This is a genomic window from Collinsella aerofaciens (genome assembly GCF_039758815.1).
Taxonomy (GTDB): Bacteria; Actinomycetota; Coriobacteriia; order Coriobacteriales; family Coriobacteriaceae; genus Collinsella; species Collinsella aerofaciens_BP.
This window is the reverse complement of sequence record NZ_JBDMSK010000008.1, coordinates 24614-42022: the sequence shown is the minus strand read 5'-3', so window position 1 is coordinate 42022 and position 17409 is coordinate 24614. Positions and strand designations below refer to the sequence as shown.

At 60.5% G+C, this 17409-nt stretch carries 15 protein-coding genes and 2 tRNA genes; 3 read left to right on the top strand and 14 right to left on the bottom strand.

The features are described 5' to 3' along the window. Window position 1 precedes the first annotated feature (1 nt). On the bottom strand, window positions 2–4699 hold the full coding sequence (gltB, locus tag ABHT90_RS05495) for a glutamate synthase large subunit (protein ID WP_346981878.1): 4698 nt from the start codon (window positions 4697–4699) through the stop codon (window positions 2–4). A gap of 471 nt (window positions 4700–5170) precedes the next feature. Here gltB and gpmA point away from each other — a divergent pair, with 471 nt between their 5' ends. Both gpmA and ABHT90_RS05485 read left to right on the top strand, forming a co-directional pair. After that, complete coding sequence (gpmA, locus tag ABHT90_RS05490) at window positions 5171–5944, top strand: 2,3-diphosphoglycerate-dependent phosphoglycerate mutase (RefSeq protein ID WP_346981877.1); 774 nt, start codon at window positions 5171–5173, stop codon at window positions 5942–5944. Window positions 5945–6019: 75 nt separating this feature from the next. Next, window positions 6020–7276, top strand: a complete 1257-nt coding sequence (locus ABHT90_RS05485) for an Nramp family divalent metal transporter (protein WP_346981876.1) — start codon at window positions 6020–6022, stop codon at window positions 7274–7276. 151 nt (window positions 7277–7427) lie between these two features. Here the strand turns inward: ABHT90_RS05485 and ABHT90_RS05480 are convergent, their stop codons facing one another. From ABHT90_RS05480 to ABHT90_RS05455, 6 genes are all read right to left on the bottom strand, one after another. Further along, window positions 7428–7571, bottom strand: a complete 144-nt coding sequence (locus tag ABHT90_RS05480) for a rubredoxin-like domain-containing protein (protein WP_006235327.1) — start codon at window positions 7569–7571, stop codon at window positions 7428–7430. A gap of 88 nt (window positions 7572–7659) precedes the next feature. Continuing rightward, on the bottom strand, window positions 7660–8163 hold the full coding sequence (locus tag ABHT90_RS05475; RefSeq protein ID WP_346981875.1) for a flavin reductase family protein: 504 nt from the start codon (window positions 8161–8163) through the stop codon (window positions 7660–7662). A 206-nt stretch (window positions 8164–8369) separates the two neighbouring features. Then, the gene (smpB, locus tag ABHT90_RS05470; protein ID WP_006235325.1) at window positions 8370–8840 is read right to left on the bottom strand and encodes an SsrA-binding protein SmpB; all 471 of its coding nucleotides are present in this window, start codon (window positions 8838–8840) and stop codon (window positions 8370–8372) included. Then, window positions 8830–9747 (bottom strand): tetratricopeptide repeat protein, encoded by a 918-nt coding sequence (locus tag ABHT90_RS05465; protein WP_346981874.1) that lies wholly within the window; start codon window positions 9745–9747, stop codon window positions 8830–8832. The genes smpB and ABHT90_RS05465 overlap by 11 nt, the downstream gene beginning before the upstream one ends. 94 nt (window positions 9748–9841) lie before the next feature. Continuing rightward, window positions 9842–9918, bottom strand: a tRNA-Glu gene (locus tag ABHT90_RS05460). Between the two features lie 17 nt (window positions 9919–9935). After that, a tRNA-Gln gene (locus ABHT90_RS05455) sits at window positions 9936–10009 on the bottom strand. Between the two features lie 265 nt (window positions 10010–10274). Between ABHT90_RS05455 and ABHT90_RS05450 the strand changes: the two genes are divergently transcribed. After that, window positions 10275–10685: a hypothetical protein gene (locus ABHT90_RS05450; protein WP_117769465.1), complete on the top strand. Its 411-nt coding sequence runs from the start codon at window positions 10275–10277 to the stop codon at window positions 10683–10685. Window positions 10686–10905: 220 nt separating this feature from the next. Here the strand turns inward: ABHT90_RS05450 and ABHT90_RS05445 are convergent, their stop codons facing one another. The 7 genes from ABHT90_RS05445 to ABHT90_RS05415 form a co-directional block, all read right to left on the bottom strand. Further along, entirely contained in the window at window positions 10906–11265 is a 360-nt protein-coding gene (locus tag ABHT90_RS05445; RefSeq protein ID WP_117773333.1) for an arsenate reductase family protein, read from the bottom strand. 92 nt (window positions 11266–11357) lie between these two features. Continuing rightward, window positions 11358–12410, bottom strand: coding sequence for a MupG family TIM beta-alpha barrel fold protein (locus ABHT90_RS05440; protein ID WP_346981873.1), 1053 nt, complete (start codon window positions 12408–12410; stop codon window positions 11358–11360). A gap of 117 nt (window positions 12411–12527) precedes the next feature. Then, a complete protein-coding gene (locus tag ABHT90_RS05435) occupies window positions 12528–13958 on the bottom strand; it encodes a PTS transporter subunit EIIC (RefSeq protein WP_346981872.1) in 1431 nt (476 codons plus the stop codon). A 57-nt stretch (window positions 13959–14015) separates the two neighbouring features. Beyond that, window positions 14016–14939 carry an N-acetylmuramic acid 6-phosphate etherase gene (murQ, locus tag ABHT90_RS05430; RefSeq protein ID WP_346981871.1) on the bottom strand — a complete coding sequence of 308 codons (924 nt, stop codon included), beginning with the start codon at window positions 14937–14939 and terminating at the stop codon, window positions 14016–14018. 10 nt (window positions 14940–14949) lie between these two features. After that, a complete protein-coding gene (locus ABHT90_RS05425; protein ID WP_346981870.1) occupies window positions 14950–15801 on the bottom strand; it encodes a MurR/RpiR family transcriptional regulator in 852 nt (283 codons plus the stop codon). Between the two features lie 204 nt (window positions 15802–16005). After that, complete coding sequence (locus tag ABHT90_RS05420; protein WP_158556474.1) at window positions 16006–16587, bottom strand: VanZ family protein; 582 nt, start codon at window positions 16585–16587, stop codon at window positions 16006–16008. A gap of 104 nt (window positions 16588–16691) precedes the next feature. Then, window positions 16692–17297, bottom strand: coding sequence for a recombinase family protein (locus ABHT90_RS05415; RefSeq protein ID WP_117629497.1), 606 nt, complete (start codon window positions 17295–17297; stop codon window positions 16692–16694). Window positions 17298–17409 lie beyond the last annotated feature (112 nt).

Sequence of the window (17409 nt, the reverse complement as noted above, 5' to 3'; positions counted from 1 at the left end):
CTTACGCCTCCTTCTTGGTCGAAGCAACAGAGCTGGCGGCGGCGGGCACAGCGCCAGCGACACCACCCGCCACATCAAAGCGAGCGACATCGGCGGCGTCGGCGCGACCGGTCACAATGTCAAACGCCAGCTCCTCGGCCTGCTCATGCGTCTTGCCGACGGCCTCGGCGGCGGCGACAATCGCCAGCACGCGCTCGTACTCGGTCGGAATGACCTTCACAAAGTGCTTGCTCATCGTCTCAAAGCTGTAGAGCAACTTAATGCCGCGCGGGCTCTGCGTCGCGTCCACGTGCTCCTGGACGAGCGCACGAATCTGCGCCAGCTCACCGGCCGTCGGGGCTTTAAGCTCAACGCTCTCGTGGTTCACACGGGCATCGAGCGTGCCGTACTGGTCAAAGACGTAAGCCACGCCGCCCGTCATGCCGGCGGCGAAGTTCTGCCCGACCTCGCCCAGGATGAGCGCCAGACCTCCCGTCATGTACTCGCAGCCATGGTTGCCGCAGCCCTCGACCACCACCGTGGCACCGGAGTTGCGTACGCCAAAGCGCTGGCCGGCCAGGCCGTTAATGAAGCCGCGGCCACTCGTAGCGCCAAAGAACGCAACGTTGCCCACGATGATGTTCTCGTCGAACTTGTAGGTCGCATGCGGGTTGGGGCGCACCGACACCTCGCCGCCCGAAAGGCCCTTGCCAAAGTAGTCGTTGGCGTCGCCGCACACGTTGAGCGTAATGCCGCGCGGCAGGAAGGCGCCAAAGCTCTGACCGGCCGAACCATCGCAATCGATGGTGATGGAGCCGGCGGGCAGGCCCTCGGGATGCGCCTTGGTCACCGCGTTGCCCAAGATGGTGCCCACGCAGCGGTTGACGTTGGCGATATCGGCGCGGAAGCGAATCGGACGCAGGTGCGCACGGGCATCGGCCGTATAGGGCACAAACAACGTGGAGTCGAGCGTCTTTTCGAGCTCGCTGTCCGCAGCCATCTGCGGCAGGAAGTGACGACCGTCGGCACCCGGGATGTGGGCACCGAACTCGCAGGTCGCGCTCGCCAGCACGGGCGACAGATCGAGCAGGTTGGCCTTGCGGTTGCCCGGGACCTCAATCTGGCGCAAGCACTCGGGATGGCCGACCATCTCGTCGACGGTGCGGAAGCCCAGGCTCGCCATGACCTCGCGCAGCTGCTCGGCAACAAAGAGCATAAAGTGCTCGACGTGCTCGGGCTTGCCGCGGAAGCCGCGACGCAGGCGACAGTTTTGCGTGGCGATGCCGGCCGGGCAGGTATCCTGCTGGCAGTCGCGCTGCATAAGGCAGCCCATGGAGATGAGCGGCATGGTCGCAAAGCCAAACTCCTCGGCACCCAGCAGGCAGGCGACGGCGACATCGGTGCCGTCCATGAGCTTGCCATCGGCTTCGAGCACCACGCGTGAGCGCAGGCCGTTTTGCAGCAGCGTCTGCTGGGCCTCGGCAAGGCCAAGCTCCAGCGGCAGACCGGCGTGCCAGATCGAATCGCGCGCCGCAGCACCGGAGCCGCCGTTGTGGCCGCTGATCAAGATCTTGTCGGCGGCACCCTTGGCCACACCGGTGGCGATGGTGCCGACGCCGGCCTCGCTGACCAGCTTGACCGACACGCGTGCGCCGGGGTTGGCGTTCTTAAGATCGAAGATAAGCTCCGCCAGGTCCTCGATGGAGTAGATGTCGTGGTGCGGCGGAGGCGAGATCAGGCCGATGCCGGGCGTGGACTGACGGACCTCGGCGATCCAGGGGTAGACCTTCTTGCCGGGCAGGTGGCCGCCCTCGCCGGGCTTGGCGCCCTGGGCCATCTTGATCTGAATCTCAAAGGCGCTGCACAGGTAGCGGCTCGTCACGCCAAAGCGCGCGCTTGCCACCTGCTTGATGGCGGAATTCTTGGAGTCACCGTTAGCCAGCGGGGTCTCACGGCGCGGATCCTCGCCGCCCTCGCCCGAGTTGGAACGGCCGTGCAGGCGGTTCATGGCGATGGCCATGCACTCGTGTGCTTCCTTGCTGATGGAACCGTACGACATGGCGCCGGTGTTAAAGCGGCGAACGATGTTGAGCGCGGGCTCGACCTCGTCGAGTGCCACCGGGGTGCGGCCGCCGGCATCAAAGTCCAGCAGGTCGCGCAGGCGCACGGCACGGCCGGTGCGGTGCAGGCGGGCGCTGTACTCCTTAAAGGTGTCGTAGCTGTCCTCACGGCAGGCGGTCCGCAGCAAGTAGACAGTCTGCGGATCGATGAGGTGATCCTCGCCGCCGAGCGGGCGCCACTTGGTCAGACCCAACGTGGGCAGCTGATCGGGAGCCGGGCTCTTAAGGATAGCGAGCGCGGCGTCGTAGCGCTCATTCTGCTCGCGCTCGACGTCCTCGACACCCATACCGCCCACACGGCTCACCGTGCCGGCGAAGTACGCGTTGACAAACTCCGGCGTAAAGCCCACGGCCTCGAAGATCTGCGCGGAGTGGTAGCTCTGCACCGTGGAGATGCCCATCTTGGACATGATGGAGACGATGCCGGCGGTCGCAGCCTTGTTGTAGTTGGCGATGCCCTGCTCGGCCGTCACGCCCAGGTCGCTGCGTGCCGCCAGATCGCGGATGCACGCATGTGCGTTGTACGGATAGATGCCGCTCGCGGAGTAGCCCACCAGTGCCGCAAAGTCGTGCGGAGACACGGCGTCGCCGCACTCCACCACGATGTCGGCAAAGGTACGCACGCCGGCGCGGATCAGGTGGTTGTGCACGCAGCCCACGGCGAGCAGCGACGGCACGGGCACCTCACCCGCAGCGGCGCGATCGCTCAACACCACGATGTTCACGCCGTCGCGGACCGCAGCCTCAACATCCTCTGCAAGCTGCTTGAGCGCAGCCTGCAGCGCGCCCTCGCCGGCGTCGCGGCGGTAGACGGCACGGAAACGGCGGGTCTTAAAGCCCACGCGGTCGATGGCGCAGATACGCTCGAACTCCTCCTCGCTCAGCAGCGGACGCTCCAAGCGCACCAGCTGGCAGGCCGTGCGGGAATCCTCGAGCAGGTTGCCGTGGTTGCCCAGGTAGAGCGTGGTCGAAGTCACCATGTGCTCGCGCAGGGCATCGATCGGCGGGTTCGTGACCTGGGCGAACAGCTGATAGAAGTAGTCGAAGAACGAACGCGTCTTCTTGGACAGGCAGGCCAGCGGCGCATCGATACCCATCGAGGCGAGCGGCGCCTTGCCCTGCTGGGCCATGGGACGCACGACTTCGTCAACATCATCCCAGTGATACCCGAGCTTGGCCATGCGCACGGCGGCGGGCACCTCGGCGTCCTCGGCGGGCGTGGGCGCGACGGGCTTGTCGAGCGCGTCGACGGTCAGCGTCTCTTCGGCGATCCAGTCGCGATAGGGCTTTTCCTTGGCGTAACGGGCACGCAGCTCATCGTTGTAGATGACGCGCCCGCGGGCAAAGTCGACCTCGAGCATCTGGCCCGGTCCTAGGCAGCCGCTCGTCAGGATGTTCTCGGGGCTCACCTCGATGGTGCCCACCTCGCTTGCCAGCATAAAGCGACCGTCGCGCGTCACATAGTAGCGGGCGGGACGCAGGCCGTTACGGTCGAGGGCGGCACCCAGCGTGCGACCGTCGGTAAAGGCGATGGCGGCCGGGCCGTCCCAGGGCTCCATGAGCATGGACTGGTAGGCGTCGTAGGCGCGGCGTTCCTCGCTCAGATTGTCGTTGTGGTCCCACGGCTCGGGCAGCAGCATGGACGCGGCACGTGTAAGCGGGCGACCGTTCATAACCAAAAACTCGAGCACATTGTCCAGAATCGCGGAGTCGGAGCCCTCGCGGTTGATGATGGGCATCACGCGCTCAAGATCGTGCTGCAGCACGGGGCTGTACAGGTTGGGCTCGCGGGCGCGGATCCAGTTGACGTTGCCCTTGAGGGTGTTGATCTCGCCGTTGTGGATGATAAAGCGGTTGGGGTGCGCGCGCTCCCAGCTGGGCGTGGTGTTGGTGGAGTAGCGCGAGTGGACGAGCGCCACGGCCGTCTTGACGGCGGCGTCGTTGAGGTCGATGAAGAAGCGACGCATCTGCGTGGCGACCAGCATGCCCTTGTACACGATAGTGCGCGAGCTCATGGAGCACACATAGAAGATCTTGTCGCGCAGGGCAAACTCGGCGTCGGCCTTCTTCTCGATGGCGCGGCGGCACACATACAGACGGCGCTCGAAGGCGTCGCCCGCCGGCGTGTCGTCGGGGCGACCCAGAAAGGCCTGCAGGATGGTAGGCATGCAGGCGCGGGCCGTCTCGCCCAGGTCGTGCGGGTCGACCGGCACCTCGCGCCAAAAGAGCAGCGGCACGCCGGCCTCGGCGCAGCCCTCCTCAAACACGCGGCGGGCATCCTCTACGCCCTTGTCGTCCTGCGGGAAGAACAGCATGGCCACGCCATAGTCGCCCTCTGCCGGCAGAATCTGACCGCACTTTTGAGCCTCTTTACGGAAAAAGTGATGCGGAACCTGGAACAGGATGCCAGCGCCGTCGCCGGTGTTCTTCTCGAGTCCCGTGCCGCCGCGGTGCTCCAAGTTGACCAGAATGGACAGCGCATCGTCCAGGATCTGGTGATGGCGCTCACCGTTGATATCGGCAAGCGCGCCGATGCCACATGCATCGTGGTCGAATTCGGGGCGATAAAGGCCCTGCTGCTGAGCGGAATCTGCCTGCATCGCGATCCTCCCCTAGATATTAGACAGTCAGTTGAATAGGCATACTAGGAGCATCGCCGGCCCGTTGTGTTTCCCGCCCGTTTCGAAACAATCGCGTAACGCACGCCCCACGAGTGGACACCGCCGACCTCAAGGGCGACAACATAGGCCCCAAGTTCGGCCTGTTAGCTCACCACTTCAAACATCTCAATCTGTAACAGGAAGGCCCAATTACGACGACTAACTGTTACAGATTGAGATGTTTTCGAGAGACATTCCATAGGACCATTTCTTCCTGTCTCGATCTGTAACACCTAGGCCCAATTTCCATCCCTCGTTGTTACAGATCGAGACATTTCGGCAGCCCCCCTTCACCATCCCATTCAAATAGAACAATTTTGTTAGTCTTGGTTAACTTTTAAGCTTAAAACGGGTATCCTTTGCGGCGTCAAGCAAACGGCACGCACACCGTGCCAGATCAAGGAGGCCCCTATGGCGCACCGAGCAGACCGACAGACAATGCAACTTGTCCTTATCCGTCACGGAGAATCCGAGTGGAACAAACTCAACCTGTTCACCGGCTGGACCGACGTAGAACTCACCGACACGGGCCGCGAAGAAGCCGCAGCAGGCGGTCGAGCCCTCAAAGAAGCCGGTTTCGACTTTGACGTCTGCTACACCTCGCGTCTCAAGCGCGCAATTCACACCCTCGACATCGCGCTCGGCCAAATGGATCGCGAGTGGTTGCCCGTCATCAAATCCTGGAAGCTCAACGAGCGCCACTACGGTGCGTTGCAGGGTCTCAACAAGGACGATGCCGCGGCGGAGCACGGCGACGAGCAGGTGCTCATCTGGCGCCGTTCCTTCGATGTCTGCCCGCCGGCGCTCGAGCCGGGCGACAGTCGCGACCCCCACACCCAGGAGCAATACCGTGACGTCGCGCCCGATCATCTGCCCTATACCGAGTGCCTCAAGGACACGATAGCCCGCGCCTGGCCTTATTTCGAAGACGAGATTCGCCCCCAGATGCTCGCCGGCAAGCGCGTGTTCATCGCCGCACACGGCAACTCCCTACGCTCACTCGTCATGAAGTTCGAGCACCTCACGCCCGAGGAAATCCTCAAGGTCAACATCCCTACCGGCGTGCCGCTCGTTTACACCTTCGACACCGATTTCAATGTCCTCGACAAGCGCTACATCGGCGACCCGGCAACCATCGCCGCTAAGATCGATGCCGTTGCCAATCAGGGCAAGGCGCACAAGTAGCCCAAACCTAAACTCAGGGCGTGGCGCCGCGCAACCCAAGTGCAGCGCCACGCCACCCCAACGTAGGAACCAGCCATGCTCAACCATCTCAAACAACACTTTGGCTGCCGACGCACCGGTGGTCACGGAGGCCTAGACATTGCGCGGCACATCGGCCCCGGGCTGCTCGTGACCGTCGGCTTTATCGACCCGGGCAACTGGGCCTCCAATATGGCCGCGGGCTCGCAGTTTGGCTACGCGCTGCTGTGGATCGTCACACTGTCCACGATTATGCTCATTGTGCTGCAGCACAATGCGGCGCACCTGGGTATCGCCACGGGCGCCTGTCTTGCCGAGGCCACGACACGTTACCTCCCCCGCTTCGTTGGACGCACGGTGCTCGCCAGTGCCTATCTCGCGACCATCGCCACCGCCATGGCCGAGGTTCTGGGCGGCGCGATTGCCCTTCAAATGCTCTTTGGGCTGCCCGTGCGCGCGGGCTGCGTCATCGTGGCGGCAGTATCGATGGCGATGCTCATGACGAACTCCTACAAGCGTGCCGAACGCTGGATCATCGCCTTCGTAGGCGTGGTAGGACTCTCGTTTTTGGCCGAGCTTGCACTAGTCAAGGTCGACTGGCCGCAAGCCGCCGCAAGCTGGATCACGCCCAGTATGTCCACTGGCTCTGCCGCGATTATCGTGAGTGTCCTGGGTGCGGTCGTTATGCCCCACAACCTCTTTCTACACTCCGAGGTCATCCAATCCATGCACTTCGAAGGCCAAGGCGAGCAGGTTATCGAAGAGCGCCTGCGCTATGAGCTCTTCGACACGCTCTTTTCGATGGGCGTGGGCTGGGCAATCAACTCGGCCATGGTCATCCTGGCCGCAACGACCTTCTTTGCGCACGGCATTGTCGTAGACGACCTCGCCGTCGCAGCGGACACGCTCTCCCCCATTCTGGGCCCAGCAAGCTCGACAATCTTTGCGGTGGCGCTGCTGTTTGCGGGCCTCTCGAGTAGTGTGACGGCAGGCATGGCGGCAGGCACCATCACCGCGGGCATGTTCGACGAGGAATACGACATCCGCGACCGACATTCCTCGATTGGGGTGGCGGCATGTTTCGCCGGCGCAGTGGCGGCGTGCCTGGTCGTCCCAAATCCTTTTGAGGGTCTCATTTGGAGTCAGGCGCTGCTGTCGCTTCAGTTGCCGATTACGGTCTTTGTGCTCATACGACTCACCAGTTCGCCCCGCGTCATGGGCAAATACGCCAACTCGCGCCCGCTCAACGCGTTGCTCGTAGGAATCGGCGTCATCGTAACGGTTCTCGACATCGTGCTGCTAACGGGGATGTAATTGGGATGGTGTGACTGTCCAGATATAACGTCTTAATCTGTAACACGTGAGACCGTTTTAAACCGTCAGATAAATCAAAAGGGTCCCGGCCGAGAATTCGACCGGGACCCTTGGACAGAGCTATGTTCGGCTTTCGCCGTGTGTCTACGAGTTACTCCTCGACGAGCTCAAACTCATCGGGGCCGACGCCGCAGACCGGGCATACGTAATCCTCGGGCAGCTCGGGCGTGTCGACCTCAACCTCGTAACCGCAAACGGTGCACACGAACTTATACGTCTTCTTTTCCTCAGCCATGATGTTCTCCTCTCGAACGTGACTGCTGGTGTACTTGCTTATTAGTATATATTCTCAATAATATAATGCAAGTATTTTTAGAACATTTCTAGCCTTGATACGACGAAGCCTTGGGCGGCGTCTTGCCCTTTAACACCTTGTGGTAGTAGTCATAGGTCAGCGGGGCCTCGCCGCTCAAGCGCTCGGCATCCTCCACCTCGCCGATAAAGAGCAGGTGCGTGCCCACATCCACGGTATCAATCAGACGGCAGCTAAACAGCGCCGCCGCGTGCTCGGGCACATAGGGCATGCCCAGCGCGGTCTCGTGGGTCTCGTACTTGGCAAACTTGTCGTAGCCACTGCTGGTGCGGAAGCCAAAGTTGCCGATATAGAGCATATCGGCCGTCTGATCGATCACGGTCAGCGCAAAGGCCTTAGCCGATGCGATTACGCCGGACGTGACATTTTCCTTGTTCACGGCAACCGAGATGCGTGGCGGGGCGGATGTCACCTGCACCGCTGTGTTGATAACGCAGCCGGCACGCAGCCCGTCGGCCGCGGCACTCACCACATACAGGCCGCTCGGCATCGTAAAGAACGCAGTTTTGTCCATAACGATCACTCCCCTAGCTCGGGTTGGAACCTCATGAATGTATGTACCCACAAAAAAGGCGGCACCCATAACGGACGCCGCCTTTGAGACATATGTGTCAGAACAGTAAGAAAGATGAGACGCCCGCAGTTGCGGTGAAATAGGGACTGAATAGTCCCTCAAACAGGCAAAACTGTCCGTATTCCACCGCAACTTATACAGAGTGCCTAGCGGTTGCGTTCCTTAAGGGCGCGGTCGATCTCGCGTTGGACATCACGCTTGGCCATGTCCTCGCGCTTGTCGTAGAGCTTCTTGCCGCGACCCAGACCCAGCAGCAGCTTTACGCGGCCGTCGGTATTAAAGTAGAGCTCCAACGGAACCAGCGCATAACCACGGTTGCGAAGTTTGCCGTCAAGAAAGTCGATCTCCTTGCGGTGCAGCAGCAGACGACGCCGACGGTCGGGATCGCGATTCCACACGCCACCATGGCTATAAGGGTGGATATGCAGTCCGACGAGCCAGCACTCGCCGCCACGAATCAGCGCAAAAGTGTCAGTGATCTGACAGGCGCGCTCGCGAATCGACTTGACCTCGGTGCCGCTCAGCTCAATACCGCATTCAAACGTCTCATCGATAAAGTACTCGTGATGCGCCGAGCGATTCTTAGAAATGAGCTTGCGTTCACGCTTACTGGGCATCGCCGGCCTCCTTGGCTCCATCGGCGTTTGAGCCCGCAGTCTCGCGCTTTGCCTTGCGCTCGGCATTGAGCTCGGCGTCGCTCTCGCGCACCAGTTTGATAATCGCCGCGCAGGCTTCCTCGCCCACCAAGTCGCGAGCACGCACCGTCAGGCGCGTCGCCTCCTGCTTGTCGCCGTCGCTTGCAGCATCGGTCGCGCACATAATCAGGCAGATGGCAATCTCGGCCGAAGGTGAGGTCGGAACGCCCTGCAACGCCAGCTCGCCCATCACGTGCTCGTCGCTCTCCTCGGCGGCATCCGGATAGGTGGTATGGATCTTGTTGAGCAGGCGCGTCGTATGCGCATCGTTGGGCGCCAGGCGCAGCGCCAGACGCGCGCAGCCCACGGCAGCCGAAACGTTCTCGGTCTCGGGCTCCAAGAAGTACTGACCTAGATTGGCGTAAGCGCGGGCGGCGCACTTGCCATCGCTTGCACGCTCCAGCACCGAGAACGAGAGCGATGCCCATTCCTGCTTGTCCTCGAGTGCGCGGAACAGCTCGGCCAAATCCAAGCGATAGTTGCAGTTCATGGGGTCCCAACGCACAGCCTGCATCAGGGCATTACGAGCGCTCACATAATCCTGCTGGCGAATGTAGGCAAACGCCATATCAGAGTACAGGCGGTCAAACGGCACCTCGACCTGCACGAGCTCGCGCGGATCCTTCTCCACGCGGCGATAGGCCAAGCGCTCAAACTTGCTATCGAAGCTAAAGTATTGGCGCTTCTCCTCCGTCTTGCACTCAGCGTCGATATACTCCTCGGCGAGCTCCACCAGACGCTCCAGCAGCGGCGTCGCCGTAGCCAGGTCGCCCTGCGCCAGATAGTTCTCGGCATACGTGATGTCTTGCAAGCTGATGGGCAGATCCATGGCTACTCCTCGATCTGAGCGAAACACGGCAGGCGCCGTATATACGGTCAATACACAAAACCCGGGTCTCTTACGAGGCCCGGGCGTTCAATTTTGGTAGCCCGTACCAGATTCGAACTGGTGATCTCCGCCTTGAGAGGGCGGCGTCCTAAACCGCTAGACGAACGGGCCATATGTAGCAAATGCAATGGCTGGGATGGAGGGAGTCGAACCCCCATTGACGGAACCAGAATCCGCTGTCCTGCCATTAGACGACATCCCAATGACTGCATCGCTGCGCTCGGCTGTGCCTTTGCGCAAGAAAGAAATATACGGGAAGTCCCGCCGTGACGCAAGCCCTAATTTTGACTTTTTTGAAATTCAGTCAAATACGGCCAACACGTGAAGGACCTGTGAAGCACCAGCGACACGTACGGCGCCAAAGCCCGTAAAACATCCCACATCTACCGCTGGTAGATTACAACAATGCAGCACTCACGGCTGATGGCACAATCGAACCGTCATCATTGCACGGATATCGAGGCACCATGGACGAAGAGCTTGATTACCTATGGGAGACCCTGGGCCTCGAGATCACTGCTGACCTTTGGCCCGAACGGGACAAAATCCATCCCACACTGCGCCCCGCCATCACGGTGATGCAGGCAAAATACCGCCGTGCATCCTTTTTGATCATGCGGGTGTCATGGCACGCGGGACTCCCCGACCTTAAGCGAATCCAGGCAAGCCTCGTCGAGCTGTCCGGTATGCCGACCGTCATATCCGAGGCGCACCTGGAGCAGCGCCAGCGCGAGCGACTGCAACAGCAGCGGATTCCCTTTATCTGCCCCGGCGTTCAGGCATATCTGCCCTTTATGGACGAGGAGTACTGGAGCGGCAAGCCCAACAAGCACGTAAAGGTCTACGATCCGCACGAATGGGCACAGCTTGAGGATTAGCGCATATGCCCGCCAGCCGGGATAGTGCGCATGCCCGCCAACCGGAAAGCTCATCCCGGAATTTACGTCCAGAACGGGACGCGCTTTCCCCTAGAGGCCCCAAACGGAAACCGTATCCCAGATTTCGCGCTCAAACTGGGATACGGTTTCCGCTAGCCCCTTCAACCGGAAACTGCGTCCCGGAATCCGAGCTCAAAACGGGTCGCACTTTCCGCAGCCGCTACAGCAACGCCTCGGCCCAAGCCGCTTCCCTAAAGCCGGGAATCGCAAAGTCGTCGCCCACCAGCAGCGGACGCTTGACCAGCATGCCGTCGGTCGCCAGCAGCTCGTAGCACTCCTGATCCGTCATGCCCGCATCCAGACGCGCCTTCAGGCCCAGCTCTCGATATTTCATGCCCGACGAATTAAAGAAGCGCCGCACCGGCAGTCCCGAACGAGCAATCCAGGTCGCAAGCTCATCAGCCGTGGGATTGTCCAAAACGATATCGCGGTCGATATACTCTACCCCGTGTTCGTCCAGCCATGCCTTGGCCTTCTTACAGGTCGAGCACTTGGGATATTCAACAAACAGTACGGTCATGGGAATCCTCCGAATATAGATCGGCCAACGCAGGCACACGCCACACGAGGCGCCTTCGTATGATGGGCCAATTGTAGCCCACGGGTCACACGCTAAACGAACCGTACCCCGAATCCGCGTTTGATGAACGGCAGCAGCTCCATTGCCTCGGGCGTGATATGGCCCGCAACGTTCATGCGCTCGTCACCGGGAAGATCGACCCGCGCAATCTCAAGCTCGCCTTCGTAGCGCCCATATCCGCTATTGCTCACAGCGATCGACCCCGCCTTTCGCGGCAGGCCGGCTCCGGCATCCGTCGGCACGGAATCCGGCTTATGCGTCGTACGTGACTCCTGAGACCTAAAGATGAGGACACTCGAGTCGGGCCGGTCGTGATGAATCTGCCCGCGCACATAGGCATAACCGGGCTCAAGCTCGCATTGCAGGTCCACGTATCCGGCGGAAACTTGAGCAAACTGCGCCCAGCCCGCATCGGAAAGATCGGGGTCGCCGACCAACACAATGTCGCAATCAGCGCCATGTGCAAGCTCAAGCATATTGAGAGCAACCTTTGACGCGCGACCGCGCTGCGCCTCGACCGTCGGCAGTCCCTCGAATACCGGCCCGCGAACGTTGGCATCACCCGGCACAAAAGCCATGATTTCGAATCCAAGCGCCGCAAGACGAAGATTCACCCGAGCAATGTCCTCCAGAGCTAAACCGGTATAAGGCTTGGGGTAAAAATTGTGGCAGGCGGCAAAACGAGTCACATCGGCACCGGCCTCACGCCACGATGCGATTTCATCAGAACTCACCGTCGATGCATTGACCACAATGCGAAATACACCAGACAGCTCCGCGACCCGCTGGGCGCTAAAGCCATAGTCCAAACGAAGGTATTCCAACCCCAGATCGCGCAGGTCCTCGATGCGCTCAAGCCCGAGCAAATCGCACGTGCGCGGCCCCACATCGGCGATGAGCGCAATGCCGCGGGCGGAAAGCAGCGACAGCACATGACGGACCTTATCGGCATACGCCGCTCCCCCATCCTCGGGAATATGCAGTGAGGTAAACGCATAGCGCGCACCCGCCGCGGCACCGTGCTCAATCGTCCGCTCAATATCCTGCAGAGGGCTGGAAAGATAAATCGAAATACCCGTTTTCACGTTTCAACGCTCCTTTAAAAAAGGCCGGCGGAGCAGTTAGCCCCGCCGGCACAACCATAGCATCAAGAAATCTGCCGCGCGCTGCGAGCCCTGAGCAACACGGCTCGCGATATCAAACTATTCGCCAAAGAACTCGTTGATCTTCTGCTCGTCGACGCCAAAGAACCACGTCAGGACAAAGCCGGCGGCATAGGCAAGCAGCATAGCGGCAACGTAGCCGAGCTGCTGGCCAGGAACGACGATCAGCAGGCCAAACAGACCGGAAACGCCCTGAGAAACCGTGCCGATGTGAAGCAGCGCCGCGAGCGCGCCGCCAAATCCGGCACCCAGGCAGGCCGTCACAAACGGACGAACGAGCGGCAGCGTAACGGCATACATCAGAGGCTCGCCCACACCGAGGATTCCAACGGGAATGGACTCTGCGACGTACTTCTTGAGCTTGGCGTTCTTGGTCTTAAAGTACAGCGCCAGACCGGCACCGACCTGGCCGCCGCCAGCCATCATAAGGATGGGAAGCAGGTAATTGATGCCCTTGGTAGCACCGTCGGGATCGTTGAGCATAGCGTGGATCGGCGTGAGCGCCTGATGCAGGCCGACGGAAACCAGCGGCAAGAAGCCTGCCGACAGGATATAGCCGCCCAGGACGCCCATCTTCTCGAAGATAAAGGTAAGGACGCTAAAGATCGCCGTCGTCAGCCATGCGCCAACCGGCTGGATGACGAGCATCAGAGCAAAGGCGCCGATGATGAGCACCAGCAGCGGGGACAAGAACGTGTCGAGTGCGTTGGGCATAACCTTGCGAATCTGACGCTCCATCCAGGCAAAAAATGCGCCAGCGATAAGAGCCGCGATCATGCCGCCCGCTGCGGGGTTGTACTGCGCATTGGTGAGCGGCAGCAGAATGGCAGTGGCAGGATCGGCCGCGCCAGGCGCAAGCAGGGGCATGGCACTGTTGGCGATGCACATCATGCCGGCGATACCACCCAGTGCAGCGGAGCCACCAAACTCGCGCGCCGCGTTATAGCCCACCAAGATGGGCAGATAGGCAAACAGGGCCCAGCCCATGGAACGAATGCCCTGGTACCACCACTCGCCTGCAAGCGCGCCTGCCGTCGAGACGTTAATGACGTTGCAGATACCGTTGATGAGGCCAGCCGCAATGATGCCGGGAAGCAGGGCGACGAAGACATTGGAAATCTTCTTGAGGAAGGCCTGAACCGGCTTGGACTCGTACTTGGCCTTCTGCGCGGCCTTGTTTGTGGCCGCAGCGTCGACCACGCTCTCGTCAGCAACGCCTTTCGCAAGGCCGGTGAGCTTGGAGAACTCCTCGAGCACCTTATTCACCTTGCCCGGCCCCAGCACGATCTGCATCGTGTCGTCCTCGACCAAGCCCATCACGCCGTCGAGTGCCTTAATACCCTCCGTGTCGACGCTGCCCGTGTCTTTGACGGTCACGCGCAGGCGCGTCATGCACGCCGCGTTTGCGAGCACGTTGTCTTTACCGCCCAAAAGGTCCAGCAGCTTTTGAGCCAGCTCTTTGTTCGTCATAACTCCTCCTTGTATTGGGTATCTCGTTTGGATGTCATATCAGCTCACGCCGCGCACCTATTGGGCATCGGCATTGCTCTTCTCATGGCCACTCACCGCAGCGCGGACATGGCCTCGCGCTCGCTCAAGAGCTACCGCAGCCTGCTCGACATCGCAGTCCAGCAGTACCGAGACAATAGCGGTTTTTACGTGGCCGCCGGCATCTGCAAGCGCCTGAATAGCGCGCTCGCGCGTGCAGCCGGTCGCCTCCATCACGATGTTCTGGCCGCGCACCACCAACTTCTCGTTCGTCTGCTGCACATCGACCATCAGGTTTTGGTATACCTTGCCGATCTTGACCATGGCACCGGTCGAAATCATGTTGAGAATGAGCTTTTGAACCGTTCCCGCCTTGAGCCTCGTTGAGCCGGTCAGCACCTCGGGACCGGGCACGGGTTCAATGGCAAGATCTGCGCTCTCCCCGATCTTCGACCCTTGGTTGCAGGCAATTGCAATGGTCTTGCACCCAGTTGCCTTGGCGTACACAAGGCCGCCCACCACATAGGGAGTACGGCCGCTTGCCGCCAGGCCAACGACAAGATCCTTGTCCGAGAGTCCACGCTCCCGCAGGTCGCTCGCGCCAAGTTCCTCGCTGTCTTCGGCACCTTCGACAGCCTTGATAAACGCCGTCTCGCCTCCGGCAATGAGCCCGACAATCAGATCGGGTGACACGCCAAACGTGGGCGGACACTCCGAAGCGTCGAGTACGCCCAGACGACCGCTGGTGCCTGCGCCCATGTAAAAGACGCGCCCGCCGCGCTCGAGTGCCTCAGCAGCCCAGTCGATTGCTGTGGCAACCTGGGGCAACACCTTCGTGACCGACTGGACGGCACGAAGATCCTCATCATTCATCGTCGTGACGATCTGCAGCGATGTCATCGTATCGAGGTCCATTGAACTTTGATTACGCTGTTCGGTCGTGAATTTTGTTAAATCGAGCATTTCATTCACCTCATCTTTCCTGTTTCTCGATGTAGTTTTGCTTAATGACATGCGTCGCCCGTTCGTAGTCGCTGGCAACGTAAGCAGCGTACAGGGCATCGACAACCATAAGCTGGGCCATACGCGAAGCCATGGCACCGCTGGGGACCAAGGGTTCACTCGCAGCGACGCCGAGCACGGCATCGGCCACGGTGGCAAGCTTGGATGATCCATCTACTTTGGTAACGGCCACAACGGGACAGTTGTGACGTTGAGCCTCGGCGGTGCAGTCCAGCACCTCTTGCGTCAAGCCCGAGTAGCTAAAGGCGATTGCCATATCGCCCTCATGCATGTTCTTGGCACACAAGAGCTGATCATGCCAGTCGTCGTACAGATGGCACTCCTTGTCGACACGCATGAGCTTTTGCGCCAGATCGTGCGCGACCAAACGAGAGGCACCGATACCGAACAGATTGACCGCACGTGCCCGCTTAAGATAGGCCGCACATCGCTCCAAGACGGTGTAATCGAGCGTTCGCGCCGTCGCCTCGATCGTGCGCACGTTGCTTTTCATCACCTTCCCCACGATACGTTCGACGCTGTCATCCATGGAGATGTCCTCGAGGGCAACGTCTTTCTTGTCACCCAAGAGCGCCAGCTCGGCAATCAGTTCGCGCTGGAACTCCTTGTAGCCCGCAAAACCCAAGCGCTTGCAAAAGCGCAAAATGCTCGAGGGCGAGGAGAACGTGGCATCGGCAAGACCGCGGACGGACAGCCCGACCACCTCGTGCGGATGAGCGCTTACATATGCGATGACATTGCGTTCCGCCGGGCTCGCGCTGAGCTCACGCTCGCGAAGCCGCAAAAGCAATCCGTTTGCCATCTCAAACACCTCCGTTGAGAAGAATTAAAGACCAACGAACGATTCGTACCGGATACAAACAGCTTTTACGGTACATTGTGCCGCATTGTGGCGCACAAAGGGCGAGCGTTCTACCGCTCGCCCCTCAAATCCGACCGCTCGGAAATACGCGCGACACAAAATAATTCAACAAGGTCGCATTATCAGAAACGGGTTTGTTACCGGCTAGCGCCTCGCATGGGCGCCGATCGGCCGAGTCGCATAGCGCACCAACGCCGCTGCCAGCAATACCAACAGCATGGCGGTGACATAGCCCGCAGCATCGAATCCTAAATCGATAACGTCGAAATGCCTGCCGGGAACAAAGATCTTATGTACCTGATCGCCAACGGAGCAGACGGCGCAAAAGAGCAACACGGGCACGCAACGGGAGCATACGCTCCACGGACGCCTGGAAAAGCAAACCACGACCACCGAGGCGAACAATCCGACGAAGAAAAACTCTACGGTATGGGCAACGCGACGGACGTTCGTGCCCACCCACATGCGAATGGAAGCAAGTCGGCCAGACCGGACATTCGAAGCAGCCGAATCGGTGCCCCCGGTCATCCCGTTCTCGGTCTGAGCTTCACCCGCGACATCGGCAGCCTGTACGCCCGTAGCCTGACCCTCCACCACACGCGCGGTGGACTCGCTCAGCAACGACGTCTCCACCGCATTTTGCTCCGTCAGCACCCAGATGCCCGCCAGCGTTGCAGCGAACAGAACGATCGCGGTCCATCCGATTATTTGTTTTACGCGCGCCAAGGGCCTACCTCCTTTTTTGAATATCAGCGAGTGTAGCCCCAAATGACATCGTCACCGTATCAAAATTTGAATCGCAACAGGAAGCGCCAAAGCGGCGCAAACCCCTACCCCGCCTCGCGCATCCAGCGATCGAACGTCCCCACGCACACGCCCAGGCACTTTGCTGCCTGGCTGCGGGTAATATCGCCTGCCTCATAGCTATCGCGTACCAGCTCAAACTGAGGAGGGCACGGCTTGCGAGGTCGACCGAAACGGACCCCTCGCGCCCGCGCCGCTGCAATCCCCTCCGCTTGGCGCCGATGAATATTCTCGCGCTCCACCTGCGCCACGTAGCTCAGCAGTTGTAGCACAATATCGGCAATCAGGGTATTGGTCACATCCGGCGCGCCGCTGGCCCTGGCGCGCGTGTCAAGCAATGGCATGTCCAACACCACAATGGCAACCCCGAGCTCCTTGGTAATGCGTCGCCATTCCTCAAGAATCTCGGAGTAATTACGGCCAAGTCGGTCGATAGAAAGCACCACCAGCACGTCCCCGTCTCCCAGGATGTGCAGCAGCTCGCGATACCGCGGGCGATCGAAGTCCTTGCCGCTCGCATGGTCGGCATAAATATTCGCCGAGCCCACGCCATAGGCGCCCAGCGCATCCAGCTGCCGATTTAGATTCTGATCGCGCGAACTCACCCGCGCATAACCATACACCGTCGCCATCTCATCCCCGCTTTCTTGTAAACCTGCCAAAAAGGGACAGGTTTATTTTGGTAGGTTTTACCTCTCGAATAGCAGGTAAGCGGGCGGCCGAGCAGACGGCAAGGTAGCCATG